Below are 25,587 nucleotides of genomic sequence, written 5' to 3'. Positions count from 1 at the left end.
GATTATCATGGCAAATCTGACAACCGACTTTATTGGCATCAAATCCCCCAACCCGTTCTGGCTGGCCTCTGCCCCGCCGACCGACAAAGAAGTCAACGTGCGCCGTGCGTTTGAGGCGGGCTGGGGTGGTGTGGTCTGGAAAACTTTGGGCTCGGAAGGCCCTCCGGTCGTCAACGTCAACGGCCCGCGTTACGGCGCGATCTGGGGCGCGGATCGGCGTTTGCTGGGGTTGAACAACATTGAGCTGATCACGGATCGGCCTTTGGAGGTCAACCTGCGCGAAATCAAAGCGGTGAAGCGCGACTACAAAGACCGCGCGATGATCATCAGCCTGATGGTGCCGTGTGACGAGGATTCGTGGCGCGATATTCTCGGCCATCTCGAAGATACCGAGGCCGATGGAGTCGAGCTGAACTTTGGCTGCCCGCATGGCATGGCCGAGCGCGGCATGGGCGGCGCGGTTGGCCAGGTGCCGGAATACATCGAGATGGTGACGCGCTGGTGCAAAAAGCACACCCGGATGCCGGTGATCGTCAAGCTGACACCCAACATCACCGACATCCGCAAACCCGCCGAGGCTGCCAAGCGCGGCGGTGCGGATGCGGTCAGCCTGATCAACACGATCAACTCGATCACTTCGGTGAATTTGGACAGCTTCGCGCCAGAGCCGACGATTGACGGCAAGGGCACGCATGGCGGCTATTGCGGGCCTGCGGTGAAGCCGATTGCGCTGAACATGGTGGCGGAAATTGCGCGTTCGCGCGAAACCCATGGTCTGCCGATTTCGGGCATCGGTGGCATCACCACTTGGCGCGATGCGGCGGAATTCATGGCCTTGGGCGCGGGCAATGTGCAGGTCTGCACGGCGGCGATGACCTATGGCTTCAAGATCGTGCAGGAAATGATCTCGGGGCTGTCGGAATATATGGACGAGAAGGGCATGGTTTCGACCGCCGAACTTGTCGGGCGCGCGGTTCCGAATGTCACCGATTGGCAGTTCCTCAACCTGAATTATGTCACCAAAGCCCATATTTCGCAGGATGATTGCATCAAATGCGGGCGTTGCTATGCGGCTTGCGAAGATACCAGCCATCAGGCGATTGCGATGTCGGCGGATCGGACCTTCACCGTCAAGGATGACGAGTGCGTGGCCTGCAACCTTTGCGTCAACGTCTGCCCGGTGGAAAACTGCATCACCATGATCGAGCTGCCGACAGGTGCTGTTGACGAACGTACGGGTCGCCCGGTCACCACCTATGCGAACTGGACGACGCATCCGAACAACCCGACCGCCACGGCGGCGGAATAACCAAGCGGCCTCAAGCGCGCTTGTCGACGCTTGGGGCCTTGATCGGATCGGGGTTTGCATGATCCGGCTCGGCCGCTTCGACGGGTGGCGGAGCCGCAGGTTCTGCCCTGACGGCTGAAATCTCGCGCTCTTCTTGATAGACGCGTTCGGCGTGGTCGGCACGCTCTTGCTCGGGATCGGCTTGCGTCGGCGTTTCGGTTGGCGGTGGGTCTGCGGTTGCCAGCGGTTTTGCAACGGCCTGCTCGGGTTCGCGCACGGGGGCAGGCTCCGGCTCGGGTTGTGGCAGATCGTCCAGCAACACCGCGCCGTCGTTCGCGAACGGGATGCCATCAAGGCTGATACCGTCCACTTCGGTCTGCGTTTCGATCTGAACTTTTTTCGACTCTGACCCATCCACCTTGCGCGTCAAAGCGGGCGAGACAGGCAGCAGGCCTTTGAAAATCGCCTCACTGACACCGGGGGGCAGGACCGGGCGCAATGTGCCTTCGGTTGGGGGTTCCGCCCGAAGCATTTGCGCTGTGACACGGCTTGCCACGTCGGGCGTCATCAGGGCCGCCGCAGCGCGGGCCACGGGTTTTGCGACCAGCGATTGAAACTGCGGCACGCATGTCGCCGCCAGCGACGAAATCAGTTCCATCCTTGCACCTGTTTTTACACGCGCCCCCAAGGTTGAGACTAGCAGACATCAACCCGCCCCGCTGACGCAAACTGCCAAGATTTCTAGGCACTTGCCACGCTTTCGCCATGATCTGGCTGGGGGAATTCACCAAGCGAACACACCAAACCGCAGATAAATCCCTGCGTGCATCTTCCAATTCCGCAAACTAAACCCAACTGTATAGAAAGCCCGCGATGGCTTCGCATCCGGCATCTCAACAACAAAAGAAATCCCATGCAATATTCGCTTCTTGATCTGTCTCCGGTCCCCGAAGGCCATACCACCGCCGAGGCTTTGGCCAATACGCTGGACCTTGCCCGCCATGCCGAGGCTTGGGGCTATCACCGCTTTTGGCTGGCCGAGCATCACAACATGCCCGGCATCGCCAGCGCGGCAACTTCTATCGTGATCGGCCATGTGGCGGCGGGCACCAAGACCATTCGCGTCGGGGCAGGGGGGATCATGCTGCCCAACCACGCGCCCTTGGTGATTGCCGAGCAGTTCGGCACGCTTGCGACGCTGTTCCCAGACCGGATTGATCTGGGCCTTGGCCGTGCCCCCGGCACCGATCAGGGCACGGCGCGGGCGCTGCGCCGCAACATGCAAGCTTCGGATCAATTCCCCGAGGATGTGCTGGAGCTGATCAACTACCTTGACGCGCCGCACCCTGACGCCCGCATCCGCGCCGTGCCAGGCGAGGGCACCGAAGTGCCGGTGTGGATCTTGGGATCCAGTCTCTATGGCGCGCAACTGGCGGCCTATCTGGGGCTGCCCTATGCTTTCGCCAGCCATTTCGCCCCGGCGATGCTGGAACAGGCGATTGAGACCTACCGCGCGACCTTCCGGCCCTCACAATGGCACGACAGGCCGTATTTCATGTTGTTGGCCGGGGTCGCTGCGGCTGAAACCGATGCCGAGGCGGAATATCTGAGATCATCGCAAGTGCTGGCGTTTTCACGGCTGCGCACGGGTCAGCCCGGAAAACTGCCGCGCCCGGTGCATGATCTGTCCGAAATCTCACCGCAGATGCGGGCAGAGGTGGAACGGTCGCTGTCTTGTGCGGCGGTCGGATCGCCTGCGACTCTGCGCGGTCAACTTGCCAAGCTGATTGAAACCTACGCCCCAGATGAGATCATGCTGACCTGCATGATCCACGATCATCAAGCCCGGTTGCGCTCGTTCGAGATTGCGGCACAGGTGATGCGCGGGCTGTAACGCGGCTGGCGGGCTGGCGATCAGATCGCCAGTTGCTGCCCCAGCTCCACCACCCGGTTCGACGGCAGACAGTAGAACGCCGTCGCATCCGAGGCTGATTTGGTCATCGAGATGAACACGCGTTCCTGCCAGAACGGCAGGCCATGGTTGCGGGCGGAACGGAAGCTGCGGCGGTTCAGGAAGAACGAGGTGGTCATGATGTCGAACTTCTCACCCCGACGCCGCGCCAAAGCTAAGGCGCGCGGCACGTTCGGGGTTTCCATATAGCCAAACATCAGCCGCACGCGCAGGAATTTATCCGACAACCGCTCCAACGTGATGCGGTTTTCGTCATTGACCATCGGTGTCGTCGCCACCCCAACTGTAACAATGAAGTTCTGGCTGTGCAAAACCCGGTTGTGTTTGAGGTTGTGCAGCAGGGCCGAGGGCGCAGTGTCGGGGTCTTGCGTCAGGAACACCGCCGTGCCCGGCACTTCGATGGGATGCGACTTTGCCAGCATCTTGATCAGTTGCGTCAGTTCCACCGCAGAATCATGGGCTTTGCGCTGCACATGGGCGGTGCCGCGCACCCATGTCCAGACCAGGAAGCACGAAGCGATGGCCATCAGCACCGGCACATAGCCGCCATCGGGCAGTTTGATCAGGTTGGCGGTCAAGAACATCAGCTCGATCGCGAAGATGGGCAGCAGCACGGCCGCCACCAGCCAAAGTGGCCATTTCCATGCCTTGTAGAACACGATCGACGCCAGGATCGTGGTGATCACCATATCCCCGGTCACCGCGATTCCGTAAGCCGAAGCCAGCCGCGACGAGCTGCCAAACGCCACCACAAGGCACAACACACCGACCATCAGGATCAGGTTGACCTTGGGCAGATAGATCTGGCCCAACTGGGTTTCCGATGTATGGCGGATCTCAAGCCGGGGCAGCAGGCCCATTTGCACGGCTTGGTGCATCATCGAAAATGCCCCCGAAATCACTGCTTGGCTGGCGATGATCGTGGCGCACACCGACAGCAGCACCAAAGGCAGCAGCAGGGCGGGCGGTGCCATCAGGAAGAACGGGTTATGCGAGGTTTCGGGATGTGCCAAGACCAAGGCACCTTGACCCAGATAGGACAAAGTCAGGGCCGGAAAGATCAACAATGCCCAAGCCAGCCGGATCGGTTTGCGGCCAAAATGCCCCATATCGGCATAGAGTGCTTCGCCCCCGGTCACAGCCAGAAACACCGAACCCAGCACGAAAAACGATGCCTTGCCGTTGGCGATCAGAAATCCGCCGGCATAGGTCGGGTTGAAGGCGTTCAAAATACTCAGATCATCGCTCAGATGGTAAATGCCCATTACAGCCATCACCACGAACCACACCACCATGATCGGGCCAAACAGGATCGAGACCCGCTCGGTGCCCTGGCTTTGGAACAAGAACAGCCCCAGAATGATTCCCAGCGTCAGCGGCAACACGAATGGCCCCAGCGAAGGCGCGACAAGGTTCAGCCCTTCCACCGCCGAAAGCACCGACATGGCGGGCGTGATCATGGCATCGCCGAAGAACAGCGAAATCCCCACCACACCAATCGCCAGTAACCAACCGGGGCGTTTGCTCAGGGCGCGTTGCACCAAAGCCACCAGCGACAGGGTGCCGCCTTCGCCTTTGTTGTCGGCCCGCATGATCAGGAAGACATATTTCAGCGTCACAATCAGGATCAGCGTCCAGATCAGCAGCGAAATCACCCCAATCACATCGTCGCGAGACAGTCCATCATAGCTGGCGGCGTGCAGCGATTCCCGCATAGCATAAAGCGGGCTGGTGCCGATATCGCCGTAGACCACACCAATGCAACCAAGCACCAGTTTCCCCATGTTTTTGGGGGTTTGATGCTCGGGGTGCGGGGGGACCGGCGTCGGGTTGGCAGCCTGATCGGTAGCTTCGTTGGTTTGGTTCATGACCTTCGACCGGAAACTCTTGCAGGGGTGCTGACTATACTGACCTTGCCCAAAGGTCCAGCGCTCTGCGCTTGACGTGGGGTCGCGGGGTCAGCCCGGTGTCAGGGCGAGCAGTTTTGTGAACAGGGTTTGCAGAAAATCCCCGGCCTCGGTGAACGGATCATGCCCCGGCCCCAGCACCGCGCGCACCTGCACGTCAAAGTCCGCGTAATGCTGCGTCATTGCCCAGATTGAAAAGATCAGATGTACGGGGGGCAGCTTTGCGATGCGGCCCTGATCCATCCAGACCTGCAGCACCGCAGCCTTTTCATCGACAAGGGTTTTCAGATCACCTTCGATCACATCGCGCATCCGCGGCGCGCCTTGCAGCATCTCATTGGCGAACAACCGGCTTTCGCGGGGAAAATCGCGCGACAACTCCAGCTTGCGATGCACATAGGCCATGATTTCGGTGACAGGATCGCCGTCTGGGTTCATCGCGCGCAAAGGGTCCAGCCAAGTGCGCAGCAGCTGGTTCAAAAGCGCGGTGTGGACGGCTTCCTTCGAGGGGAAATAATACAAAAGGTTGGGCTTTGACAGCCCGGCAACCTCGGCAATCTGATCCAGCGTTGCCCCGCGAAAGCCCTGCTGCGAGAACACATCCAGCGCCGCATCCAGAATCGTGGTGGAGTTGCGCGCCTGTATCCGGGTTCGGGGTTTGGTCATTGCATGGGCCGCCATTTGCACCTTGGGGGGCTAGGGTGGCGTATTCTTCGGCAGATTGTAAACCCCATTCGGCAAAGGCTTGACGCAAGCACGATAACCCCTAGCCTTGCAAAGCCAAACCTGACTGCTGAAGGAGACCCCATGCGCGCGCCTTGTACCGCCACCCAACTGGTTGATGATGACCGCGTGCGCGTCACCCGCTTTGACTTCGCGCCGGGGGCGGAAACCGGCTGGCATCGTCACAGCATGGATTATGTGATCACGGCTGTGACCGATTGCCATATGTTGCTGGAAGACCCCGGCGGCGGCACGCGGCAAGTGCTGGTCCCCGCAGGCACCGCTTACCGCCGCGCCGAAGGGGTGGAGCATAACGTGATCAATGCTGGCGATCAGGTGATGAGCTTTGTCGAGGTCGAGCTGAAGTAACCCGCGATCACCCGGCCAGTATCGCCTGCATCGCGGCGACCACCAGCGCGTGATCTTCGGCTTGCGGCAGGCCCGAGACGGTGGCGCAGGCCACAACCCCCACACCCGTCACCTGCACCGGCACAGCGCCGCCGTGATCGGCATAATCGGCCTCGGCCAGCCCATTGCGGGCCAGCGTGTGACCATTCTCGCGATTGCGCGCGCCCACCAGAAATGACGGCAGTTGAAACAGCAGCGCGGTATTGCTTTTGCGTAGCGCCCATAGATCATTCAGCGGGGCCGATCCCGGCAAGGCCGCATGAAAGAACACCCGATCGGCGCTGCGTATCGTGATCACCACCGGGGCGCTTCCCGCCAGTTCCACCAGCTTTTGCCCCAAAGCCCAAGCCTCTGCCTCGGCAAAGCGCGGAAATTGCAGGCTGGCATATTCGGCCTCAAGGGCGGCTGGGGTGGCGGTTGTCATCTCAGGCTCCGGTCAGAATTGATCTTGGATGCGGTCGGGCAAGCGATAGGTCTTGCGGTTATGCAAGCGGGCGTGCCGCCAGATGCCAGCCTCTGTATCCTGCTCCCAACTGTCAATGATCCGCTTGCGCTGCCAGCCAAAGCTGAAATCACTGTCCAGCGGCGGCCCGGCATCGACGAAGCTTTGCAGGAAATCCGTCATATCTTGCGCGCCTTTCAACCAGCCCGCGCCCGCCACCTCGGCCCCCTTGGCGGCCCCCGGCTGCATCATCGCCTGACGGCTGGTCTGGCGGTCGCGCAGCATGGCATGATCGACAAAGCGCAGATGAAACAGAAATAGCGCTGCGTCGAGGTTCAGCGTTGGATAATCCGAATAATGCCCGCCAATGCTCCAGTTGATCGGCCGCGCCGTGATGCAAGGCTTGCAGTAGCTGGCATTGATCCGACCAAACCGCCGCTGTGCCAGCACGGGGCGGGTGGGGTCCAGCGCGTCAGGCTCCAGATCAATTCGGTGCAGCAATTCCACGGCAAAGGGTGAGATCACCCCAACCTCACGCGCCCGCCCGATATGCCCCAGCAAATCGCCGCCCTGTGCGGGGTCGGCCAGCAAAATTTCATCAACATCGTTGAACACCACGATGCCAAAGCGTTGCAGCAGGGCATTGGTGAACAAGGAAATCATCCGCCATCGCGCCACATCCCAACCCGGCCCCGGTGTCACGCTGGGCAGCCGAATGATCTGACACCCCTCGGCTTCCCGCGGGATCACCCGGTGCAGACCGTCCACCAGAATGAACAACTGCGCTTTCGGCACAAATTGCGCGTAATACTTGATCCAGATCGGCAGGAACACCGGCTCGTCACTGACCATGGTGGCAAAGGCAATATCGCTGGCGGCAGGGTCCATAAGGTTACTGCCTCGCATCCGAGCGGGTCACGTCAGGGCCGAACGTGGCCTTGGGCGCACAAAGCCAATGCAGCCCCGCGGCAGGGATTTTGCAAGAAAGGGCCAGCGTATCAGTCAAGCTAACGGAGGCAGTTTCGCCGACTTGTCCGTGCATCACGCCACACCGTTTCCGAAAGGGATACATTCACCCCGATATGTGCGAGAATTCTGAAGACGGCAAGAAAAACCCGTCAAATCGCACCAATGCCGCGCAGGATCATCGCCTTGACACTGTCTTTCGCCTCGCGCCACTGCAGATCTGTCAGCGGCCCCCCGTTCAATGTCTCAATCTGATGGCCGAAATCGGCATAATGCTGGGTTGCGGCCCAGAGCATATACAAAAGGTGATCCGGGTTCACCGGGGCCATCTGCCCGGCATCAATCCAGCCCTTTATCAGTGCCACCCGCCCCGCCGTCCAGTCGCGCAGCGTGGTCTCAAGATAGTCCTGAATGACCGGCGCGCCGTGCATCACTTCCGACGCCCAGACCTTCGATCCATCGGGATGCCTGCGCGAAATCTCCATCTTGGCGTCAATATAAGCGCCAATCCCCTCGACCGGGCCGGGGGCATTGTCCATGCTTTCCGCAGCGTGCAACCAGATGTCGAAAATATTCGACACAACCTTGCGGTAAAGTTCCTCTTTGGTGGCGAAGTAATAGTGCAGGTTCGCCTTCGGCAGCCCCGCCACATCAGCGATCAGCTGCATGGTGGCCCCACCAAAGCCCGCTTCGGCAAAGACTTTTTCGGCCGCCTGTAAAATAAGCGCTTCGTTCTGCTGGCGGATCTCATTGCGCCGTTGCGGGCGAAGCGTGTCAGGGGCGGGTTCACTCATAGGGCTTGGCCTTCAGATTTTAGTTGACCGCTTGGTCAGGTTCTATAGCCTTCAAGCTGACCATACGGTCAGGAAAAGATTCGCAGCAAGCGACAATCTGGGGCAAAGTCCCCGCAGGGAGTTTTCGTGATGACGGCAGCGGGTGCAAATCTGCGGATCAATTCCGCACGCCTTTGGGACAGCCTTGATCAGATGGCGCAAATCGGGCCGGGGATCGCGGGCGGCAACAACCGTCAAACCCTGACCGATGCCGACAGCGCAGGCCGTCACCTGTTTGCGGGGTGGTGCAAGGCTGCTGGCATGACGATGGGTGTCGATACGATGGGCAACATGTTCGCCACCCGCAGCGGCACCGACCCTAAGGCGCTGCCGGTCTACATGGGCTCGCATCTTGATACCCAACCCACCGGGGGCCGCTATGATGGCGTGCTGGGGGTCTTGGGTGCCTTGGAAGTGGTGCGCACGATGAACGATATGAACGTGCAAACCCGGCATCCGATCGTGGTGACCAACTGGACCAACGAGGAAGGTGCACGCTTTGCCCCGGCGATGCTGGCTTCGGGCGTGTTTGCGGGCCTGCACACGCAGGATTATGCCTACAACCGCACCGATATGGACGGCCTGCGCTTTGGCGACGAGTTGGCCCGCATCGGCTGGGTCGGCGATGAGGTTGTCGGTGCGCGCAAAATGCACGCCATGTTGGAGTTGCACATCGAGCAGGGGCCTATTCTAGAGGCCGAGGGCAAGGAGATCGGTGTCGTCACCCACGGCCAGGGCCTGTGGTGGCTGGAAATCACCCTGACCGGCCGCGATGCCCATACCGGCTCCACCCCGATGGCGATGCGGGTGAACGCAGGCTTGGGGATGGCGCGCATCACCGAGCGCGTGCATCAGATCGCCATGGGCCACCAGCCGGGTGCCGTGGGTGCTGTGGGGCAGGTCAAAGTGTTCCCGAACTCCCGCAACGTGATCCCCGGCAAAGTGATCTTCACCGTCGACATCCGCTCTCCCGATCAAACCAAACTCGACCTGATGCGCGGCGAGGTCGAACGCGCCGCCCATGCCGTCGCCGCCGAATTGGGCCTAGGCTGCTCGATTGAGGCGGTCGGCCATTTCGACCCGGTGACTTTCGACGCAAACCTCGTGAACATCGTCCGCCAATCCGCTGAAAAGCTAGGCTATTCCCACATGGACATCATCTCCGGCGCAGGCCACGACGCCTGCTGGATCAACCGAGTTGCCCCCACCGTGATGGTGATGTGCCCCTGCGAGGGCGGCCTTTCCCACAACGAAGCCGAGAAGATTTCCCCGGAATGGGCAGCGGCAGGGACGGATGTTCTGCTGCACGCCGTGCTGGAAGTGGCGGGGGTAGTGGCGTGAGTATGGACATTATGTGCAAGTGGAAGCCTGTATGCCTGTTTTTAGCGGCAGTGGCGCTAATGGGCTGCGTGCCACCAACCGCCAAAGAAGCAGTGCTACCTGCCAATATGGAATATAACCCAAAGCTTTCGGCAAAAGCTAATGCTGTGATCAAGAAACAGGGCCTGAATCCTGCTGATATTATCAAAACCGATGATAGTTGTTATTTCGAGGTTTCCGAGGGCAGCTTTGAAGCAATTATCGTGCCGCTCTACGATTACGAAAATGATCGGCCAGTTTGCGATTGAGATCGCTTGAAAGCAAAAGACAGAGGAATAGATCATGACCACAGTCATTAAAAACGGCACCATCGTCACCGCTGATCTGACCTACAAGGCCGATGTCCTGATCGACCAAGGCAAGATCACCCAGATCGGCCCGAACCTGCACGGCGACCGCTCCCTTGATGCCACCGGCTGCTATGTGATGCCCGGCGGGATTGATCCGCATACGCATCTCGAGATGCCGTTCATGGGCACCTACTCGGCGGATGATTTCGAATCCGGCACCCGGGCGGCCCTCGCAGGTGGCACCACGATGGTGGTGGATTTCGTGTTGCCGGGTCAGGGGCAGGGGCTGATGGATGCAGCTCAAATGTGGCACAACAAATCTGGCCGCGCGAATTGCGACTATTCCTACCATATGGCGATCACTTGGTGGGGCCAAAAGGTGTGGGAGGATATGGAGTTTTCCGTCAAGGCGGGTATGACCTCTTTCAAGCATTTCATGGCCTACAAGGGCGCATTGATGGTCAACGATGATGAAATGTATCAATCTTTCAAAAGGGTTGGCGATCTGGGCGGCTTGGCTATGGTCCATGCCGAAAACGGCGATGTGGTGGCCGAACTGACCGCCAATCTGCTGGCCGAGGGCAACACCGGCCCCGAAGCCCACGCCTATTCCCGCCCGCCGCAGGTCGAGGGTGAGGCCACCAACCGCGCCATCATGATCGCCGATATGGCCGGGGTCCCGCTGTATGTGGTGCATACAAGCTGCGAGGACAGCCACGAAGCCATCCGCCGTGCCCGGATGCAGGGCAAACGGGTCTGGGGAGAGCCGCTGATCCAGCACCTCACGCTGGACGAATCCGAGTACTTTAACCCCGACTGGGACCACGCCGCCCGCCGGGTGATGTCGCCCCCCTTCCGCAACAAATCGCACCAAGACAGCCTCTGGGCTGGCCTGCAATCCGGCAGCCTTTCCGTGGTCGCCACCGACCATTGCGCCTTTACCACCGAACAGAAACGCTTCGGTGTCGGCAATTTCTCAAAAATCCCGAATGGCACTGGCGGGCTGGAGGATCGGATGCCGATGCTGTGGACTTACGGCGTGGCCACGGGCCGCCTGACGCCGAATGAATTCGTCGCCGTCACCTCGACCAATATCGCCAAAATCCTGAACTGCTACCCGCAAAAAGGCGCGGTTTTGGTCGGCGCGGATGCTGATCTGGTGGTGTGGGACCCTGAAAAGTCGAAAACCATCGGCGCGGCCTCGCAGCAATCCGCGATTGATTACAACGTGTTCGAGGGCAAAGCTGTCAAGGGCCTGCCACGCTACACCCTGTCGCGCGGCGTGGTCTCGGTCGATGATGGCGAGATCAAAACCCGTGAAGGCCACGGAAAATTCATCGCCCGCGACCCCCGCCCCGCCGTGAACCGCGCGCTGAGTGCATGGAAAGACCTGACCGCGCCGCGCCCGGTCGCCCGGTCGGGTGTGCCTGTGACGGGGGTGTAAGTGGGACGTTCAGGCGGGTTGTCATGGATAGATCAGCGCTTTTTCAAAGGTGCAGCGCTTGTTGTTGCGGTTCAGGCATTGGGCTGGCTTGGGTTTGGAATGATGATGTGGACCGGCGAAACTACTCAGCCGTTTTTTCAAACTCTTGCGTTTGGGGTTTATTGGGCTGTTCCGTTCGCTTTCGTAGCGTCTATTTTGGCCTTTGGACCCGCAGTTGCACTTTGGATCGGCTTACATAGGGTATTTCGGTGCTGCGGTTTTACTCAACGCAGTGCGGCCCTACTCACCGCGCCAATAGTCGCTTTCACAGGCTCAATTTCCTGTCTTATGTCGATTATATTATTGATAAATAAGGAGGAAACGTTAGATTTTAACCTACTGGACATAGCAGTTTTTTTCTCGATTCCCGGACTCTTGGTAGCCGAAATCTATGCACATCTGGCTTGGCCACTGAGTGTGACCAGCGAAGGGAACCGCCTGTGAAAGATACTATAAACCCCTCCGCAGTCATCGAAGCCAAAAACCTACAACTGGTGTTCAACACCAATGACGGCCCCGTGCAGGCGTTGAAGGACGTGAATCTGACCATCAACAAGGGCGACTTCGTTTCCTTCATCGGCCCAAGTGGCTGCGGCAAAACCACATTCCTGCGGGCGATTGCGGCTTTGGAGACGCCAACAGGTGGCACTCTGACCGTCAATGGCCTGACGCCGGACGAAGCCCGCCGCAAGCGCGCCTATGGTTATGTGTTTCAGGCGGCGGGGCTTTATCCTTGGCGCACGATTGCGGGGAATATCCGGCTGCCGCTGGAAATCATGGGGTTCTCAAAAGCCGAGCAGAACCAGCGGGTTGAGCAGGTGTTGGAACTGGTGGAGCTTTCGGGCTTCGGCAAGAAATTCCCATGGCAACTTTCCGGTGGCATGCAGCAGCGTGCCAGCATCGCCCGCGCGCTGGCGTTTGATGCCGATATCCTGCTGATGGACGAACCCTTCGGCGCGCTGGATGAGATTGTGCGGGATCGTCTGAACGAAGAGGTCTTGAAACTCTGGGCGCGCACCGGGAAAACCATTGGTTTTGTGACACATTCCATCCCCGAAGCGGTGTATCTGTCGACCAAGATCGTGGTGATGTCGCCCCGTCCGGGCCGGATTACCGATGTGATCGACAGCCCTTTGCCGAAAGAACGCCCGTTGGATATTCGCGACAGCAAGGAGTTCATCGAGATTTCGCACCGGGTGCGCGAGGGTCTGAGGGCGGGGCATTCCGATGAATAAGTGCTGTAATCAACCGGTGCTCAGCCGACGCTTTACGCCTGCAGACGCAGGGGGCAGGCGATGAACCTTGTCACCCTCGCGTGGCTGGCCGCCTCAACCGCCGTGTTTGTCGCAGCCAACGGCGTGCTGAAAACCTACGCGCAACAGGGTGGCATCTGGGTGCTGGCGGGCGCGCTGGCGCTGTTCTGCGTGGGCAACACGCTGATGGTGCAGGTGATGCGCGGCAACGGGCTTGGCGTGGCGATTGCCTTGTCGGTGGTGTTCCAACTGGTGGCGATCACCGCGATGGCGATGGTGGTGTTTGGCGAAAAACCCAGCCCGCTGCAACTGGCGGGCATGGCCTTGGGGGTGGTGGCCGTGCTGATGATCGCTTGGCCGGAGGGGCAGGCATGAGGTGGCCCAAGCCTCATAGCATAGAAGCGGCTTTGCCAGGGGCCTTGTTTATTATGGCCTTTATTGCAGTAAATCTGCTGGCGTTCGGGGGCGATTATTCATGGAAAATGATTCTGCTGTTGGCAATTCCATTCCTTTTCCTATTTGCTTGGAGCAAAATAAGAGTTTGGGCATTTGGAACTGTTCCGGCGAAAACGGCCTGCCTATATCCGCGCGATGAGGTTGGGGATTGTCGGAGGCGCTACAAGGATTTGATGCTTGGCCTCTCAATGTTTTGGCTTCATGCGGTGATCATGGTGTTGTTCTGCAACTGGGTCCTAGAGGGTGTGTTAGGTGAAGACTATGTATTCTTTGAATTTCACCCCAGCCTTCAAAAACGTGGCAGTCAATCTGAATATTCGCTGTTCCAGGCCGTAATGTATATTGAGGGGGCGATTGCTCTCTCTGGTCTCCTGTGGCTGCCGATGTATGCGTTTTTCGAGCGGCTGGAGATGCAGAAAAGTATTAGGTCATTGGGGGACATCTTAAAGTCGGGTGAGACAAATGCGTAAGTTTCTTCCCATCCTGACCGTTCTGTTGATCATCGTCGCCGTCTGGTATGCGGCAGCGGTGTGGATGAACGCGCCCTGGGCCTATGATCAGGCGGCGCGGGCGGATCAGGCGGCTCCAAGCGTGATGCAGCTGCCGGGGCTGACGTTGAACCAGGATCGCCCGGTTTTGCCCAGCCCGCATCAGGTGATCGGCGAGTTGGTCAAATCGACCCTCGGCCTGCCGCCGAGTTCAAAGAAATCGCTGGTCTATCATGCCTGGGTGACGATCTCGGGCACGCTGTTGGGCTTTGCGGTGGGTACCACCTTGGGCGTGCTGCTGGCGGTGGGCATTGTCTATAACCGCGCGATGGAGATGAGCGTCTTGCCTTGGGCGATTGCCAGCCAGATGGTGCCGATCATTGCCTTGGCCCCGATGCTGGCGGTGGTGATGAACGCGGTGGGGGCGACGCCGTTGATGACCAAGGCGGTGATTTCGGCTTACCTGAGCTTCTTCCCGGTGGTGGTGGGTATGGTGAAGGGCCTGCGCAGCCCGGATGCGATGCAGTTGGATTTGCTGCAAACCTATGCCGCCCCCGGTGGTTCGGTGTTCTGGAAACTGCGGTTGCCGTCCTCGATGCCGTATTTCTTCGCATCGGTGAAAGTGGCGATTGCGGCGAGCCTTGTCGGCGCGATTGTGGCTGAGTTGAACCAACAGGCCGGGCTTGGTGCGCGGTTGTTGCAGGGGTCGTATTACGGCCAGACCACGCAGATCTGGGCGGCTTTGTTCCTGTCGGCGATACTGGCTGCGGTGCTGGTGATGCTGGCAGGACGGATTGAGGGCAGGGTGCTTGCGCGGATGGGGATGCGGCGATGAGTGGCTTTATTGATCCCCGGCTGTGGTGCTTGCTGGCGTTCTGGGCCGGGGCTTGGCAGCTGAATTCCGAACTCTCAAAACACCGCGCGGCTTGGGTGCGCTATGCGGTGCCCTTGCTGTTTGGCGTCACCGTGCTGGTGCTGTGGCAGGTCGGCGTGACGGCTTACGGCGTTAACAAGATCATCCTGCCACCGCCCAGCGATGTGCTGGAGCGGATGAGCAACAGTGTGCCAATCCTCTGGGCTGATCTGGTGCAGACCTTCTTCAAGGGCGCGCTCGGCGGCTATGCGATCGGCTGTGCGGCGGCGATCCTGACCGCGATTGCGATTGACCGCTCGCCTTTCCTGCAAGCCGGGTTGCTGCCGGTGGGCAATTTCGTCGCGGCTTTGCCGATTGTCGGCATCGCGCCGATTCTGGTGATGTGGTTCGGCTTTGACTGGCAGTCGAAAGCCGCCGTGGTCGTAGTGATGGTGTTCTTCCCGGTGCTGGTGAACACGATTGCCGGATTGGCCGCGACCGAAGTGATGCAGCGCGATCTGATGGCAACCTATTCGGCCAGCTACTGGCAGACTTTGTTCAAACTGCGCCTGCCTGCGGCGATGCCGTTCATCTTCAACGGGCTGAAAATTGCGACAACTCTGGCGCTGATCGGCGCGATTGTTGCTGAATTTTTCGGCAGCCCTATCGTGGGCATGGGATTCCGCATCGTGGCCGAGGTTGGGCGCTCGAATCCCGACATGGTTTGGGCCGAGATTGCGGTGGCGGCATTGGCGGGATCGGCGTTTTACGGGCTGGTCGCGCTGATCGAGAAGCGGGTGACGTTCTGGCATCCGTCACAAAGAAACTGAGACTAGAGAAAAACGAAACTGGCCCAAAACCGGGCTTCAACTTGGAGGTTGAGAATGAAAAAGCTACTGACGTCGGCGCTGTTTTTGGCATTTGCCGGCAGCGCACAGGCAGCCGATGATGTGACGCTGCAACTGAAATGGGTCACCCAAGGCCAGTTCGCAGGCTATTATGTCGCGGCGGCGAAAGGCTATTACGAAGAAGAAGGCCTGAACGTCACCATTCTGCCCGGTGGCCCGGATGTGGCACCGACGCAAGTGATCGCCGGTGGTGGCGCGGATGTGGTGATCGACTGGATGCCTTCGGCCCTCGCCGCGCGCGAGAAAGGTCTGGCTTTGGTCAACATCGCCCAGCCGTTCAAATCTTCGGGCATGATGCTGACCTGTCTCAAAGAATCCGGCGTCGCCACCCCGGCGGACTTTGCCGATAAAACCTTGGGCGTGTGGTTTGGCGGCAACGAATATCCGTTCCTGAACTGGATGAACAAGCTGGCGTTGAAGACTGACGGTTCGGCAGGTGGTGTCACTGTGCTGAAGCAGGGCTTCAACGTCGATCCCTTGCTGCAAAAGCAGGCGGCCTGCATCTCGACCATGACCTATAACGAATACTGGCAGGTGATTGATGCCGGAGTGAAGCCGGAAGACCTGGTGACCTTCAAATATGAAGACGAAGGTGTCGCCACTTTGGAAGACGGGCTTTACGTCATGGAAGACAAACTGGCGGACCCGGCGTTTAAAGACAAGATGGTGCGTTTCGTGCGCGCCTCGATGAAGGGCTGGAAATATGCCGAGGCGAATGCGGATGAAGCGGCGCAGATCGTGATCGACAATGATGCGACCGGCGCGCAGACCATCGAGCACCAAAAGCGCATGGTGGCCGAGATTGGCAAACTGACCGCAGGCAGCAACGGCGCGCTGGATGAAGCCGACTACAAACGCACCGTGGCGGCGCTGATGTCGGGGGGCTCTGACCCGGTGATCACCAAAGAGCCGGAAGGCGCTTGGAGCCATGTGGTGACGGACAAAGCCCTGCAATAAGCTGCGGGTTTTAGCGATTAAACGGGCGCGGGGTCTCCTCGCGCCCGTTTTGTTTTAACCTTTTGCGGCTTTACTGGGGGGAAGCAAAGGGGGCGATGTGAAGGGTATTTGGGCAGGCGTGGCTTTGGCCGTGGTGCTGGGGCTGTTCTATCTGACATGGCAAGCGGGCCGCGATACGCGCAGCGGCTATCTTTACAACATGCCAGATGCGCAGGCCGAGGCGGGCTATTGTCTGGCCGTAGTTGCGCGCGTGCGTGAGATCACGCGCGGGCAGGGCGAGGCCCGGCTTGAGGCCTTTGTTGATCAGCAGATGACGTTCTGGCGCGGTCGGGTGGCGGGGCAGACCACACAAGGCCGGGTGGCTTTGGCGCGGGATGCCACCGCACCGGGGGTGAATGAGGGCGCGCATCTGCATCTGGCGATACAGGATTGTGGTTTGCGCGCGGTGCGGTTTTACGGCCAAAGCTTTGCCGCGATGGAGTAGGCTGCCGAGCAGGGCTGGGCGATGGCGCTGAACCAGACGATTTACTGCAGAAATAAATCGTGGGCACCCTGCACATTGTAAAGTTTTCAATTTCTTGTAAATCTTGTGGCATCCTTGGGAGTTGTGCCATGCCGATCTCTGCCCTGACCGGAACCCGCCTGCGTGAGCGGCGCGTGGCTTTGGGCCAGAGGCAGGCCGATCTGGCCGAGACGGTGGGCATCTCTGCCTCTTATCTCAACCTGATCGAGCACAACCGCCGCCGCATTGCCGATCCCTTGTTGGCGCGGCTGGCCGATGCCTTGGGGCAACCGGTGGAGGCCTTTCAAGAGGGCATCGGCGGCACCGTGCTGGACGATCTGCGCGCGGCGGCGGCGCGGCTGCCGGGGGCGGAGATTGATCGCAGCGAAGATTTCGCGGGCCGCTTTCCGGGTTGGGCGGCCACGGTGATCGGGCTGCATCAGCGCGTGGTCGGGTTGGAGCGGGCTTTGGAGGCGATGAACGACCGGATGAGCCAAGACCCGCATCTGTCGGCAAGCCTGCATGAAGTGCTCTCCGCCGTGGCTTCGGTGCGCTCAACCGCGGCGATTCTGGCGGATACCGAAGATATCGAGCCGGAATGGCAGGCGCGTTTTCTGGGCAACCTGCAAGAAGACAGCAAGCGGCTGGCCTTGGGGGCAGAGGCTTTGGTGCGCTATCTGGATACCGCCGGGCAAGAGCAAGAGCAGGGGCTTGCCTCGCCGCAGGAAGAGCTGGAGGCGTGGCTGGCCGCAAGTGATTGGCAAGCATCGGATGCGCGCGGCTTGGCCTCGGGCGCGGCCCGGCACATGGCCGAGGCTTGGCTTGCGCAAGCGGCGCGTGACGCGGCGGCGCTGCCTGCGCCGGGCTTTGCCAAAGCACTGGCCGAACTTGGCCCCGATCCGGCAGCGCTTGCGGCACGGTTTGGCGCAGATGTGCTGGCGGTGTTCCGGCGGCTTGCCTTGCAACCCGGGCTGCAAGCGGGGCTGGTGGTCTGCGATGCCTCTGGCACGCTGACGTTTCGCAAACCGATCTCGGGCTTTGCTCTGCCGCGTTTTGGGGCGGCTTGCCCGCTGTGGCCGCTGTTTGCGGCTTTGTCACGACCGATGACACCGATTGAAATGGTGATCGAAACCGCAGGCCCCACGCCTGCGCGCTTTCGGGTGCGGGCGTTTTGCCAGCCGCGCTTTCCGCAGGGGTTTCGCGGGCCGGAATTGCGCGAGGCAGCGATGTTGATCTTGCCCGAGATGGGCCGGGGGCAAGAGGCTTTGGCGATTGGCTCGACCTGCCGGATTTGCCAGCGCACGGCCTGTCCGGCACGGCGTGAGCCTTCGATTTTGCAGGCCTAAGATTTGGCGGTTGGGCAGGGAGCCTCCGGCGGGGATATTTAAGCCAAAGTGAAATGCCAAGGCGATGGCTTCCTTTTGACACCGGGCGGCTTTGCCCTGATAGTCGGCTTCCGGGGGGAATTTATGCATCAGGTTTTGCTGATCGAAGATGAGGCCAACATCGCCGAGGCGTTGCGCTTTATCTTGTCGCGTGATGGCTGGGCGGTTTCGGTGATCGCGGATGGGGCGCAGGCCTTGGCCGAAGTGGCGCGGCTGCGGCCTGATCTGGTGATTTTGGACTCGATGCTGCCGGGCATGAGCGGGTTGGAGATTTTGACCGCGCTGCGCGGCGATCCGGCCAATGCGGCGCTGCCGATCCTGATGTTGACCGCCAAGGGCCAGCTGCGCGACCGCGAAGCCGCCGAGCGGGCAGGCGTGTCGGCCTTCATGAGCAAGCCGTTTGATAACTCGGAAATCCGCGCGATGGTGCGGGATCTGTTGGGGGCCTGATGCGCCGCCCGCGCGCGCCCTTGTTTCTTGCCCGCGCGGTCTACCGCCAGCGCCGGTTGCGCGATGCGGCGCGGCTGTTGCCGCTGGTAGGGCTGTTCCTGCTGTTGCTGCCCTTGATGTGGAGTGATGCCGTCGGCGCTGGGCGCACGGCGGTCTATGTGTTTGGCGTCTGGGCCTTGCTGATCGGGCTTGCCGCCTATGTCGCTCCGGGTCTCGCGCAACCCGAGGCGGACAGTTCGGGCGAGGATGCCTGATGCCGTTCAATGTGCTGGTGCTGACCTGTCTGGCCTATGTGGCGTTCCTGTTTCTGGTCGCCTTCGTGGTCGAGCGTCGCGCCTTGCGCGGCGAGATGCGGTTCCTGCGCTCGCCCTTCGTCTACACGCTGTCGCTGTCGATTTATTGCACCGCCTGGACCTTCTACGGTGCCGTCGGTTCCGCTGCGCGATCGGGGTTGGAGTTTCTGACCATCTACCTTGGCCCGACCTTGGTGTTTGTCGGCTGGTGGTGGGTGCTGCGCAAACTGGTGCGGATCGGGCGCAGGCAACGGGTCACCTCGATTGCCGATCTGATCTCAAGCCGCTACGGCAAATCGAACCTGCTGGGTGTGCTGGTGACGGTGATCGCGGTGGTGGCCACCACGCCTTACATAGCCCTGCAACTGCAATCGGTGACACTGTCGTTTTCGGTGTTTGCGCAGGAAACCCCTGAAACCTGGGCGATGCCCGACCGTGATTCAACGGCGATCTGGGTGGCCGCTGGCCTCGCGCTGTTCACCATTCTGTTCGGCACCCGCAATCTGGATGCCAAAGAGCAGCATCACGGCATCGTCATGGCGATTGCAGTCGAGGCAGTGGTCAAGCTGGTGGCCCTGCTCGCCGTCGGTATCTTTGTGGTCTGGGGGCTGGGCGGTGGCCCCAGTGCGATGATCAGCCGGATTGAAACCTACAGTGATCCGAACTGGGCGATCCAGCCGGGGCGCTGGGGCGGGTTGATCTTTCTGTCCGCCGCTGCCGTGATTACTTTGCCGCGGATGTTTCAGGTGCTGGTGGTAGAGAATGTCGAGGAAGGCCATCTGTCGCGCGCCTCTTGGGCGTTTCCGGCCTATCTGTTTCTGATCAGCCTGTTCATCCTGCCCATCGCGGTGGTCGGGCTGGACCGGATGCCCGCAGGCTCCAACCCCGATATGATGGTGCTGACCTTGCCGCTGCATGAAGGGCAGGGCGGGCTGGCGCTGCTGGCCTTCCTGGGCGGGTTTTCTTCGGCCACCTCGATGGTGATCGTCGAGACCATTGCGCTGGCGACGATGGTATCAAACCACATCCTGATGCCCGCCTGGCTGTGGTTGCGGCCGCAAGCCGCACTTTCGGGCGATTTGCGCGGCGCGATTTTGCTGGCGCGGCGGTTCTCGATCATCATGGTGCTGGCGCTGGGGCTGGAATATTTCCGGCTGTCCGGTGGATCGGCGGCACTGGCGGCCATCGGCCAGATCGCTTTTGTCGGCGTGGCGCAGGTGCTGCCCGCCATGCTGGGCGGGATTTTCTGGCGCGGGGGCACCAAGCTGGGGGCAACTTTGGGCCTTGGCATTGGCTTTGCCACTTGGGGGTTCACGCTGTTCCTGCCCTCGTTCGGGGCGGGGGCGGCAATCTCGGCAGAGGTGTTGCAGCACGGCTTGTTCGGGGTGTCCTGGCTGCGCCCGCAGGCTCTGTTTGGCACCGAGGGGATGGACCCGCTGAACCACGCGATCTTCTGGTCGCTGACCCTGAACATCGCGGGCTATGCGGCAGGCTCGCTGCTGTCCTTCCCCGATCCGGTCGAGCGCATTCAGGGTGCGGCCTTCGTCAACGCCTTTGATGATGAATTGCAGGCCGAACGGCTGGGCTGGACCCACGGTCAGGCCGAACCCGAGGCGCTGATGAACATGGCGCAGCGCATTCTGGGCGACGAAGCCGCGATTTCGTTCTTTGAGGCCGAAGCCCGCGCGCAGGGCAAAGCGGGCTTTCTGCCCGATCTCACCCCGCGCTTTCTGGCGGGGCTGGAACGTAATCTCGCAGGCTCGGTCGGGGCCGCCACTGCGCATGCGATGATCAGCCAGTTGTTTGGTCGCGCCACGGTGACGGTGGAAGATCTGATGGCGGTGGCCAATGAAACCGCGCAGATCATGGAATATTCGGCGCGTCTGGAAGAACAACAGGGTGAACTTTCCCGCACCGCCCGTCAGTTGCGCGAGGTGAATGAAAAGCTGACCCAGCTTTCGGTGCAGAAAGACGCGTTTCTCAGCCAGATCAGCCATGAATTGCGCACGCCGATGACCTCGATCCGGGCATTTTCCGAGATTCTGGCCGAGGGGGATCTGCCGCGCCCGCGCGTCGCGGAATATGGCCAGATCATCCATGCCGAGGCAAAACGGCTGACCCGGCTGCTGGATGATCTGCTGGATCTGTCGGTGCTGGAAAATGGCGCGGTGCAACTGGATCTGAGCCTGTCTCACCTTGGCAAAATGCTCGACCGCGCCTTGGCGGCCGCCAGCCAAACCCGGCCCGAGCGCGATTTCGACATTCAGCGCGACTATACCTCGGAAGAGATTTTCCTGCGCACCGATGCCGACCGTCTGGTGCAGGTCTTCATCAATCTGATCTCGAATGCGCGGAAATATTGCGATGCCGAAAATCCCATGCTGCGGATTGCGGTGCGGCAAAAGGGCGGGCGGGTGGTGATTGATTTCATCGACAACGGTGGCGGCATTGCCAAGGACGCGCAGGGTCTGATCTTTGAGAAATTCGCGCGGCTGACCGATGCGGCACGCGCTGGCGGGGCGGGCTTGGGGCTTGCGATCTGCCGCGAGGTGATGGCCAATCTGGGCGGCACGGTGACCTATCTGCCGGGGCAAAGGGGGGCGGCGTTTCGCGTGACGGTGCCGCTGCGGATGGAAAAACCTGTGTGATGTAAACGCTTTGTTATCCCCCGCGCGGCTAGGCTGCGGGCAGGGCGATCCGGTAAGGGGAACGAAGTGGCAGAAGCTTTGCAAGATGGCGTCATTCGCCGCAGAATCGCAGCAGCCAAGGCGCAGATGGCCGAAGGCAGCCCGGGGGCAGATCGCGGCTGGCGGCTGGCTTTGGCCCGTGCCGCCCGCGACACGCTGGCATTGCCGCTTGAGGTCAGCAGTCTGGCGCTGCATCGCCGCTCTTTGGCCGAAGTGCTGGAACTGCCGCCGAACCATGCGCTGATTGCCGTGCTGCAAGGCCCGGCCGATGGCATGGGCCTGATGATCCTGTCGCCCCCCGTGCTGGCCGCGATGATAGAGGCGCAGACGCTGGGCAAAGTCGCCGCCACGCTGCTGACCAGCCGCAAGCCCACCCGGACCGATGCCGCAATGGTGGCGCCGACGCTGGATGCAGCGCTTGAAGGGCTGGAGCAGGTGTTGGCGCAAGAAGCCGATCTGCACTGGGCGGGTGGCTTTCGCTACGCCAGCTTTCTCGATGATCCGCGCCCGTTGGGCCTGCTGCTGGAGGACATCGACTACCGCGTGCTGACTGCCGAGCTGTCTTTGGGGCTTGGTGCGCGGCAAGGTGCTGTCATTCTGGCGCTGCCCGCCGATGGCAAAGGCGCGATGCCCGCAGCGGCGGTATCAGTGCCGGATCTGGCGGCGCAATCCGGTCAGGCTTTTGCGCAGGCTCTGGCCGCACAGGTGGAAGAAACCGGCTGTGTGCTTGATGCCGTGGTCAGCCGGGTCTCCTTGCCGCTGGCCCGCGTGCTGGCGTTGAAAGTCGGCGAAATTATCCCGCTGTCGCGTGCCTCGATTGACCGGATTCACTTTGAAGGCCTGGATGGCCGCAGGCTGGCCGAAGGCCGTCTGGGGCAGAATCGCGGGATGCGGGCGATCCGGCTGACCAGCGGCGACGTGCAGGTGCGCAAGGCATCGGCTGTCGAGACGACCGCAGGTGCAGAACCCCTGCGCCAGACCGGCTGAGCGTCAGCAGGAGGCAGCACAGGCGATTTCCGAAACGGAAATCGTGCACGGAATTTTTCGGAAAATTCCGGCTGGCGGCAAAGGTTAAGCCTTTGTGAATGATGATCTTCAAGTCTTTGATTTATCTTGAGATTGTCCCGTGTCCACGCGTGGACACACCCCAAAACTCAGTCCTTACCCGCGCGCTTCCGACGCCAGCGCCTCAATCTGGCCGCGCAACGGCTCCAGATTATAGCCGTATTTTGCCGGAGTGCGGATCAGCTCATCGGTCGGTTTTTGCCCGGCATTCATCAACGCCCAAACCACCGAACAGCGGTTCCCCGAGGCACAATACGCAAACACCGGCCCCGTAGCCTCAGCCATTACTTTGGATTGCAGCCGAACGTTTTCCATCGTCAACGCCCCGCCAATCACCGGGTTGGCGACGAATTTCAGCCCCAAAGCCTCGGCTGCCGCTTTCATATGCGGGGTGTGCAGATGGGCGGGGATCTCGCCGTCAGGGCGGTTGTCGATCACGGTGGTAAAGCCCGCCGCCTTGATCGCGGGCAGGTCGGTAAGCTCGATCTGCGGCGAGACGGAATAGGTCGGGGTCAGGGCGCGAATGTCCATTTTGCTCCTCGGGCTGGCGGCTGCCCGCGCGAAACGGCGGCGCAGGCTGGGTGCGGCGATCATACCGCCGAGCATCGCCAATAGGAAGACCAGACCGCCCGTGCCCCCAAAGCTGAGCGAGGCCAGTGCTGGGCCGGGGCAAAGCCCCACCAGCGCCCAGCCCATGCCGAACAGCGCCGAGCCTGCAATCAGGTTGCGGTCGAACACGCGTGGCGGCGCTGCGGGCAGATCGAGGCCCAGATACGAGCGCTCCATCCGCGCAGCAATCCGCCACGCAACCGCCATCGGCAAGATCGCCCCACCCATCACGAAAGCCAGCGTCGGATCCCACGCGCCGAACACGTCCAGCCAGCCCTGCACCTTGGTCGTGTCGGTCATGCCCGAAATCCGCAGGCCCGCGCCGAACAACCCACCCGCCAGCAGGGCAAATCCATAGCGTTGCATCAGATCACCCCGATCAGGTGACGCAGCAGCGCCATCGTCAGCCCGCCCGCCAGCACATAGATCAGCGTCGCCACGATGCCGCGCAGCGACATCCGCGAGATACCGCAGACCCCATGCCCCGAGGTGCAGCCATTGGCCAACCGGGTGCCGACCCCAACCAACAGTCCCGCCAGCACGATCACCAGCCAGTTTTGGGTCAGATGCGTCTCACCGCCGATCAGCAGCCACAAAAGGTAGGGCACGCCGATCAGTCCCGCCAGAAACACCAGCCGCTCGGCCCAGTTTGACCAGTCAGAGCGATCCACCAGCTCGCCGATAATCCCGGAAGCGCCCATCACGCGGCCATTGTAGAGCAGATACACCGCTGCAGCGCCGCCGATCATCAGCCCGCCGACAAATCCCCAGACCCAATCCATCATCTTCCCGTCACCGCCCGCTCACAGCCCATTCAAAGGCACTTTCAGATAGGACAGGCCGTTATCCTCAGGCTCGGGCATCTGGCCCGCACGCATGTTGATTTGCAGCGAGGGCAAGATCAGGCGGGGCATGGCGAGGGTCGCGTCGCGCTTTTCACGCAGCGCAACAAATTCGCTGCGGTCGCGCCCGGCGCCGACATGCACGTTCAGGGCTTTTTGCGCGCCAACGGTTGATTCCCACGCGAATTCCTCGCGGCCCGGTGCCTTGTAATCGTGGCCGACGAAAATCCGGGTGGCATCGGGCAGGGCGAGTATGCGCTGCACCGAGTCGAACATCACCTCGGCCGAACCACCGGGGAAATCGCAGCGGGCGGTGCCGAAATCGGGCATGAACAGGGTATCGCCGACGAAAGCGGCATCGCCTGCCACATAGGTCAGGCAGGCGGGGGTATGGCCGGGCGTGTGCATCACATCGACACGCAGTTGGCCGATCATCAAACTGTCGCCCTCGCGAAACAGCCGATCAAACTGGCTGCCGTCACGGGCAAAGCGGGTGCCTTCGTTAAACACCTTGCCGAAGGTTTCCTGCACCACGGTGATCTGATCGCCAATGCCGATCTGGCCACCAAGCGCCTCTTGTAGATAGGGGGCGGCTGACAGATGGTCGGCATGGACATGGGTTTCCAGAACCCATTGCAGATCAAGGCCTTCAGCGCGGATATGGGCGATCACCGCATCGGCAGAGCGGGTATCCGTGCGCCCCGAGGCATAGTCGAAATCCAGCACAGAATCGATCACCGCACAGGCACGGCCAGCCGGTTCGCACAACAGATAGGTGATGGTGTTGGTGGCTTCGTCGAAAAAAGCGTGGACTGCGGGTTTCATAGCGGTCTCCTCGGGCTTTCGCTTGGCCAAGATAGGTCGTGGCAAGATATATCTCAATATCTGAATGTTATTTTTGAGGCGGTCAGTTGATATGCATCAACAAGGCGAGCCATTTTTGGTGTAGGGTGGTTGCAGTCAGGAAAGGACAGCATATGACCTCGACCGCCAATCACAAGGCGCAGTTGCAGCACCGTTTGGCCGATCTGAAGAGCCGTTTGAGTGGAATAACCACCGAGCTTGTGGCCGAGCATTCCCCCGATTGGGAAGATCTTGCCACCGAGCGCGAAGGCGATGAGGTGCTGGAAGGCATGGGCAACGCTGG

The 25,587-nt window shown here is 60.8% G+C and carries 28 protein-coding genes and 1 pseudogene; 20 read left to right on the top strand and 9 right to left on the bottom strand.

Going from position 1 to position 25,587, the window contains the following annotated elements; all coding sequences use genetic code 11:
• Window positions 1-7: 7 nt before the first annotated feature.
• On the top strand, window positions 8-1,309 hold the full coding sequence (preA, locus tag U1A24_RS05505; RefSeq protein ID WP_322320972.1) for an NAD-dependent dihydropyrimidine dehydrogenase subunit PreA: 1,302 nt from the start codon (window positions 8-10) through the stop codon (window positions 1,307-1,309).
• A 10-nt stretch (window positions 1,310-1,319) separates the two neighbouring features.
• On the opposite strand, the gene U1A24_RS05500 is transcribed toward preA, so the two are convergent.
• Window positions 1,320-1,946 (bottom strand): hypothetical protein, encoded by a 627-nt coding sequence (locus U1A24_RS05500; RefSeq protein WP_322320971.1) that lies wholly within the window; start codon window positions 1,944-1,946, stop codon window positions 1,320-1,322.
• Window positions 1,947-2,201: 255 nt separating this feature from the next.
• Between U1A24_RS05500 and U1A24_RS05495 the strand changes: the two genes are divergently transcribed.
• A complete protein-coding gene (locus U1A24_RS05495) occupies window positions 2,202-3,182 on the top strand; it encodes an LLM class flavin-dependent oxidoreductase (RefSeq protein ID WP_322320970.1) in 981 nt (326 codons plus the stop codon).
• A gap of 20 nt (window positions 3,183-3,202) precedes the next feature.
• On the opposite strand, the gene U1A24_RS05490 is transcribed toward U1A24_RS05495, so the two are convergent.
• Window positions 3,203-5,128 carry a potassium transporter Kup gene (locus tag U1A24_RS05490; protein WP_322320969.1) on the bottom strand — a complete coding sequence of 642 codons (1,926 nt, stop codon included), beginning with the start codon at window positions 5,126-5,128 and terminating at the stop codon, window positions 3,203-3,205.
• A gap of 90 nt (window positions 5,129-5,218) precedes the next feature.
• Entirely contained in the window at window positions 5,219-5,833 is a 615-nt protein-coding gene (locus U1A24_RS05485) for a TetR family transcriptional regulator C-terminal domain-containing protein (RefSeq protein WP_322320968.1), read from the bottom strand.
• A gap of 141 nt (window positions 5,834-5,974) precedes the next feature.
• Here U1A24_RS05485 and U1A24_RS05480 point away from each other — a divergent pair, with 141 nt between their 5' ends.
• Complete coding sequence (locus U1A24_RS05480) at window positions 5,975-6,259, top strand: cupin domain-containing protein (protein WP_322320967.1); 285 nt, start codon at window positions 5,975-5,977, stop codon at window positions 6,257-6,259.
• Window positions 6,260-6,266: 7 nt separating this feature from the next.
• Here U1A24_RS05480 and U1A24_RS05475 read toward each other — a convergent pair whose 3' ends face one another.
• The 3 genes from U1A24_RS05475 to U1A24_RS05465 form a co-directional block, all read right to left on the bottom strand.
• Window positions 6,267-6,722 carry a heme-degrading domain-containing protein gene (locus U1A24_RS05475; protein WP_322320966.1) on the bottom strand — a complete coding sequence of 152 codons (456 nt, stop codon included), beginning with the start codon at window positions 6,720-6,722 and terminating at the stop codon, window positions 6,267-6,269.
• Between the two features lie 12 nt (window positions 6,723-6,734).
• On the bottom strand, window positions 6,735-7,628 hold the full coding sequence (locus tag U1A24_RS05470; RefSeq protein WP_322320965.1) for a hypothetical protein: 894 nt from the start codon (window positions 7,626-7,628) through the stop codon (window positions 6,735-6,737).
• 230 nt (window positions 7,629-7,858) lie between these two features.
• Window positions 7,859-8,500, bottom strand: a complete 642-nt coding sequence (locus tag U1A24_RS05465) for a TetR/AcrR family transcriptional regulator (protein ID WP_322320964.1) — start codon at window positions 8,498-8,500, stop codon at window positions 7,859-7,861.
• 129 nt (window positions 8,501-8,629) lie between these two features.
• Here U1A24_RS05465 and U1A24_RS05460 point away from each other — a divergent pair, with 129 nt between their 5' ends.
• The 16 genes from U1A24_RS05460 to U1A24_RS05385 all read left to right on the top strand — a co-directional run bounded on the left by U1A24_RS05460 (window position 8,630) and on the right by U1A24_RS05385 (window position 22,911).
• Window positions 8,630-9,880 carry a Zn-dependent hydrolase gene (locus U1A24_RS05460; protein WP_322320963.1) on the top strand — a complete coding sequence of 417 codons (1,251 nt, stop codon included), beginning with the start codon at window positions 8,630-8,632 and terminating at the stop codon, window positions 9,878-9,880.
• The gene (locus U1A24_RS05455; RefSeq protein ID WP_322320962.1) at window positions 9,877-10,167 is read left to right on the top strand and encodes a hypothetical protein; all 291 of its coding nucleotides are present in this window, start codon (window positions 9,877-9,879) and stop codon (window positions 10,165-10,167) included. Before U1A24_RS05460 ends, U1A24_RS05455 begins: the two co-directional genes overlap by 4 nt.
• Before the next feature lie 34 nt (window positions 10,168-10,201).
• On the top strand, window positions 10,202-11,653 hold the full coding sequence (gene hydA / locus U1A24_RS05450) for a dihydropyrimidinase (protein ID WP_322320961.1): 1,452 nt from the start codon (window positions 10,202-10,204) through the stop codon (window positions 11,651-11,653).
• Window positions 11,654-12,136: a hypothetical protein gene (locus U1A24_RS05445; protein WP_322320960.1), complete on the top strand. Its 483-nt coding sequence runs from the start codon at window positions 11,654-11,656 to the stop codon at window positions 12,134-12,136.
• Complete coding sequence (locus tag U1A24_RS05440) at window positions 12,133-12,927, top strand: ABC transporter ATP-binding protein (protein WP_322320959.1); 795 nt, start codon at window positions 12,133-12,135, stop codon at window positions 12,925-12,927. Before U1A24_RS05445 ends, U1A24_RS05440 begins: the two co-directional genes overlap by 4 nt.
• A gap of 60 nt (window positions 12,928-12,987) precedes the next feature.
• Window positions 12,988-13,320, top strand: coding sequence for a hypothetical protein (locus tag U1A24_RS05435; protein ID WP_322320958.1), 333 nt, complete (start codon window positions 12,988-12,990; stop codon window positions 13,318-13,320).
• Window positions 13,317-13,871, top strand: coding sequence for a hypothetical protein (locus U1A24_RS05430; RefSeq protein ID WP_322320957.1), 555 nt, complete (start codon window positions 13,317-13,319; stop codon window positions 13,869-13,871). Before U1A24_RS05435 ends, U1A24_RS05430 begins: the two co-directional genes overlap by 4 nt.
• A complete protein-coding gene (locus U1A24_RS05425) occupies window positions 13,864-14,724 on the top strand; it encodes an ABC transporter permease (RefSeq protein WP_322320956.1) in 861 nt (286 codons plus the stop codon). The genes U1A24_RS05430 and U1A24_RS05425 overlap by 8 nt, the downstream gene beginning before the upstream one ends.
• A complete protein-coding gene (locus tag U1A24_RS05420) occupies window positions 14,721-15,572 on the top strand; it encodes an ABC transporter permease (RefSeq protein ID WP_322320955.1) in 852 nt (283 codons plus the stop codon). Before U1A24_RS05425 ends, U1A24_RS05420 begins: the two co-directional genes overlap by 4 nt.
• Window positions 15,573-15,626: 54 nt before the next feature.
• Window positions 15,627-16,607 carry an ABC transporter substrate-binding protein gene (locus tag U1A24_RS05415; RefSeq protein ID WP_322320954.1) on the top strand — a complete coding sequence of 327 codons (981 nt, stop codon included), beginning with the start codon at window positions 15,627-15,629 and terminating at the stop codon, window positions 16,605-16,607.
• Window positions 16,608-16,704: 97 nt separating this feature from the next.
• Window positions 16,705-17,091, top strand: a complete 387-nt coding sequence (locus U1A24_RS05410; RefSeq protein ID WP_322320953.1) for a hypothetical protein — start codon at window positions 16,705-16,707, stop codon at window positions 17,089-17,091.
• 128 nt (window positions 17,092-17,219) lie between these two features.
• On the top strand, window positions 17,220-18,455 hold the full coding sequence (locus tag U1A24_RS05405) for a short-chain fatty acyl-CoA regulator family protein (protein WP_322320952.1): 1,236 nt from the start codon (window positions 17,220-17,222) through the stop codon (window positions 18,453-18,455).
• 123 nt (window positions 18,456-18,578) lie between these two features.
• Window positions 18,579-18,944, top strand: a complete 366-nt coding sequence (locus U1A24_RS05400; protein ID WP_322320951.1) for a response regulator — start codon at window positions 18,579-18,581, stop codon at window positions 18,942-18,944.
• A complete protein-coding gene (locus U1A24_RS05395; RefSeq protein ID WP_322320950.1) occupies window positions 18,944-19,198 on the top strand; it encodes a hypothetical protein in 255 nt (84 codons plus the stop codon). Before U1A24_RS05400 ends, U1A24_RS05395 begins: the two co-directional genes overlap by 1 nt.
• Window positions 19,198-21,885, top strand: coding sequence for an ATP-binding protein (locus U1A24_RS05390; protein ID WP_322320949.1), 2,688 nt, complete (start codon window positions 19,198-19,200; stop codon window positions 21,883-21,885). Before U1A24_RS05395 ends, U1A24_RS05390 begins: the two co-directional genes overlap by 1 nt.
• A 66-nt stretch (window positions 21,886-21,951) precedes the next feature.
• A complete protein-coding gene (locus U1A24_RS05385; protein ID WP_322320948.1) occupies window positions 21,952-22,911 on the top strand; it encodes a flagellar motor switch protein FliM in 960 nt (319 codons plus the stop codon).
• A 174-nt stretch (window positions 22,912-23,085) separates the two neighbouring features.
• Here the strand turns inward: U1A24_RS05385 and U1A24_RS21660 are convergent, their stop codons facing one another.
• From U1A24_RS21660 to U1A24_RS05365, 3 genes are read right to left on the bottom strand one after another with little or no spacing between them, the layout of a single operon-like run.
• Complete coding sequence (locus tag U1A24_RS21660; RefSeq protein ID WP_416173459.1) at window positions 23,086-23,964, bottom strand: DUF6691 family protein; 879 nt, start codon at window positions 23,962-23,964, stop codon at window positions 23,086-23,088.
• Window positions 23,964-24,380: a YeeE/YedE family protein gene (locus U1A24_RS05370; RefSeq protein ID WP_416173460.1), complete on the bottom strand. Its 417-nt coding sequence runs from the start codon at window positions 24,378-24,380 to the stop codon at window positions 23,964-23,966. The genes U1A24_RS21660 and U1A24_RS05370 overlap by 1 nt, the downstream gene beginning before the upstream one ends.
• 21 nt (window positions 24,381-24,401) lie before the next feature.
• The gene (locus U1A24_RS05365) at window positions 24,402-25,265 is read right to left on the bottom strand and encodes an MBL fold metallo-hydrolase (RefSeq protein ID WP_322320946.1); all 864 of its coding nucleotides are present in this window, start codon (window positions 25,263-25,265) and stop codon (window positions 24,402-24,404) included.
• A 152-nt stretch (window positions 25,266-25,417) separates the two neighbouring features.
• On the opposite strand from U1A24_RS05365, the pseudogene U1A24_RS21655 reads away from it, so the two are divergent.
• Window positions 25,418-25,587 (top strand): annotated as a pseudogene (locus U1A24_RS21655) (TraR/DksA family transcriptional regulator); the annotation flags it as partial.

This window comes from Cypionkella sp. (genome assembly GCF_034376685.1).
In the GTDB taxonomy this organism is placed as follows: Bacteria; Pseudomonadota; Alphaproteobacteria; order Rhodobacterales; family Rhodobacteraceae; genus Cypionkella.
Note: the sequence above shows the minus strand (reverse complement) of the source record. Positions and strands in the feature narration are given on the sequence as shown.

Coding starts and splice junctions, on each gene's coding strand:
- U1A24_RS05420 (WP_322320955.1), top strand. CDS start 14,721: ATGAGTGGCTTTATTGATCCCCGGCTGTGGTGCTTGCTGGCGTTCTGG.
- hydA (WP_322320961.1), top strand. CDS start 10,202: ATGACCACAGTCATTAAAAACGGCACCATCGTCACCGCTGATCTGACC.
- U1A24_RS05470 (WP_322320965.1), bottom strand. CDS start 7,628: ATGGACCCTGCCGCCAGCGATATTGCCTTTGCCACCATGGTCAGTGAC.
- preA (WP_322320972.1), top strand. CDS start 8: ATGGCAAATCTGACAACCGACTTTATTGGCATCAAATCCCCCAACCCG.
- U1A24_RS05370 (WP_416173460.1), bottom strand. CDS start 24,380: ATGGATTGGGTCTGGGGATTTGTCGGCGGGCTGATGATCGGCGGCGCT.
- U1A24_RS05500 (WP_322320971.1), bottom strand. CDS start 1,946: ATGGAACTGATTTCGTCGCTGGCGGCGACATGCGTGCCGCAGTTTCAA.
- U1A24_RS05430 (WP_322320957.1), top strand. CDS start 13,317: ATGAGGTGGCCCAAGCCTCATAGCATAGAAGCGGCTTTGCCAGGGGCC.
- U1A24_RS21660 (WP_416173459.1), bottom strand. CDS start 23,964: ATGCAACGCTATGGATTTGCCCTGCTGGCGGGTGGGTTGTTCGGCGCG.
- U1A24_RS05495 (WP_322320970.1), top strand. CDS start 2,202: ATGCAATATTCGCTTCTTGATCTGTCTCCGGTCCCCGAAGGCCATACC.
- U1A24_RS05425 (WP_322320956.1), top strand. CDS start 13,864: ATGCGTAAGTTTCTTCCCATCCTGACCGTTCTGTTGATCATCGTCGCC.
- U1A24_RS05490 (WP_322320969.1), bottom strand. CDS start 5,128: ATGAACCAAACCAACGAAGCTACCGATCAGGCTGCCAACCCGACGCCG.
- U1A24_RS05465 (WP_322320964.1), bottom strand. CDS start 8,500: ATGAGTGAACCCGCCCCTGACACGCTTCGCCCGCAACGGCGCAATGAG.
- U1A24_RS05405 (WP_322320952.1), top strand. CDS start 17,220: ATGCCGATCTCTGCCCTGACCGGAACCCGCCTGCGTGAGCGGCGCGTG.
- U1A24_RS05485 (WP_322320968.1), bottom strand. CDS start 5,833: ATGACCAAACCCCGAACCCGGATACAGGCGCGCAACTCCACCACGATT.
- U1A24_RS05460 (WP_322320963.1), top strand. CDS start 8,630: ATGACGGCAGCGGGTGCAAATCTGCGGATCAATTCCGCACGCCTTTGG.
- U1A24_RS05415 (WP_322320954.1), top strand. CDS start 15,627: ATGAAAAAGCTACTGACGTCGGCGCTGTTTTTGGCATTTGCCGGCAGC.
- U1A24_RS05435 (WP_322320958.1), top strand. CDS start 12,988: ATGAACCTTGTCACCCTCGCGTGGCTGGCCGCCTCAACCGCCGTGTTT.
- U1A24_RS05400 (WP_322320951.1), top strand. CDS start 18,579: ATGCATCAGGTTTTGCTGATCGAAGATGAGGCCAACATCGCCGAGGCG.
- U1A24_RS05390 (WP_322320949.1), top strand. CDS start 19,198: ATGCCGTTCAATGTGCTGGTGCTGACCTGTCTGGCCTATGTGGCGTTC.
- U1A24_RS05475 (WP_322320966.1), bottom strand. CDS start 6,722: ATGACAACCGCCACCCCAGCCGCCCTTGAGGCCGAATATGCCAGCCTG.
- U1A24_RS05365 (WP_322320946.1), bottom strand. CDS start 25,265: ATGAAACCCGCAGTCCACGCTTTTTTCGACGAAGCCACCAACACCATC.
- U1A24_RS05395 (WP_322320950.1), top strand. CDS start 18,944: ATGCGCCGCCCGCGCGCGCCCTTGTTTCTTGCCCGCGCGGTCTACCGC.
- U1A24_RS05480 (WP_322320967.1), top strand. CDS start 5,975: ATGCGCGCGCCTTGTACCGCCACCCAACTGGTTGATGATGACCGCGTG.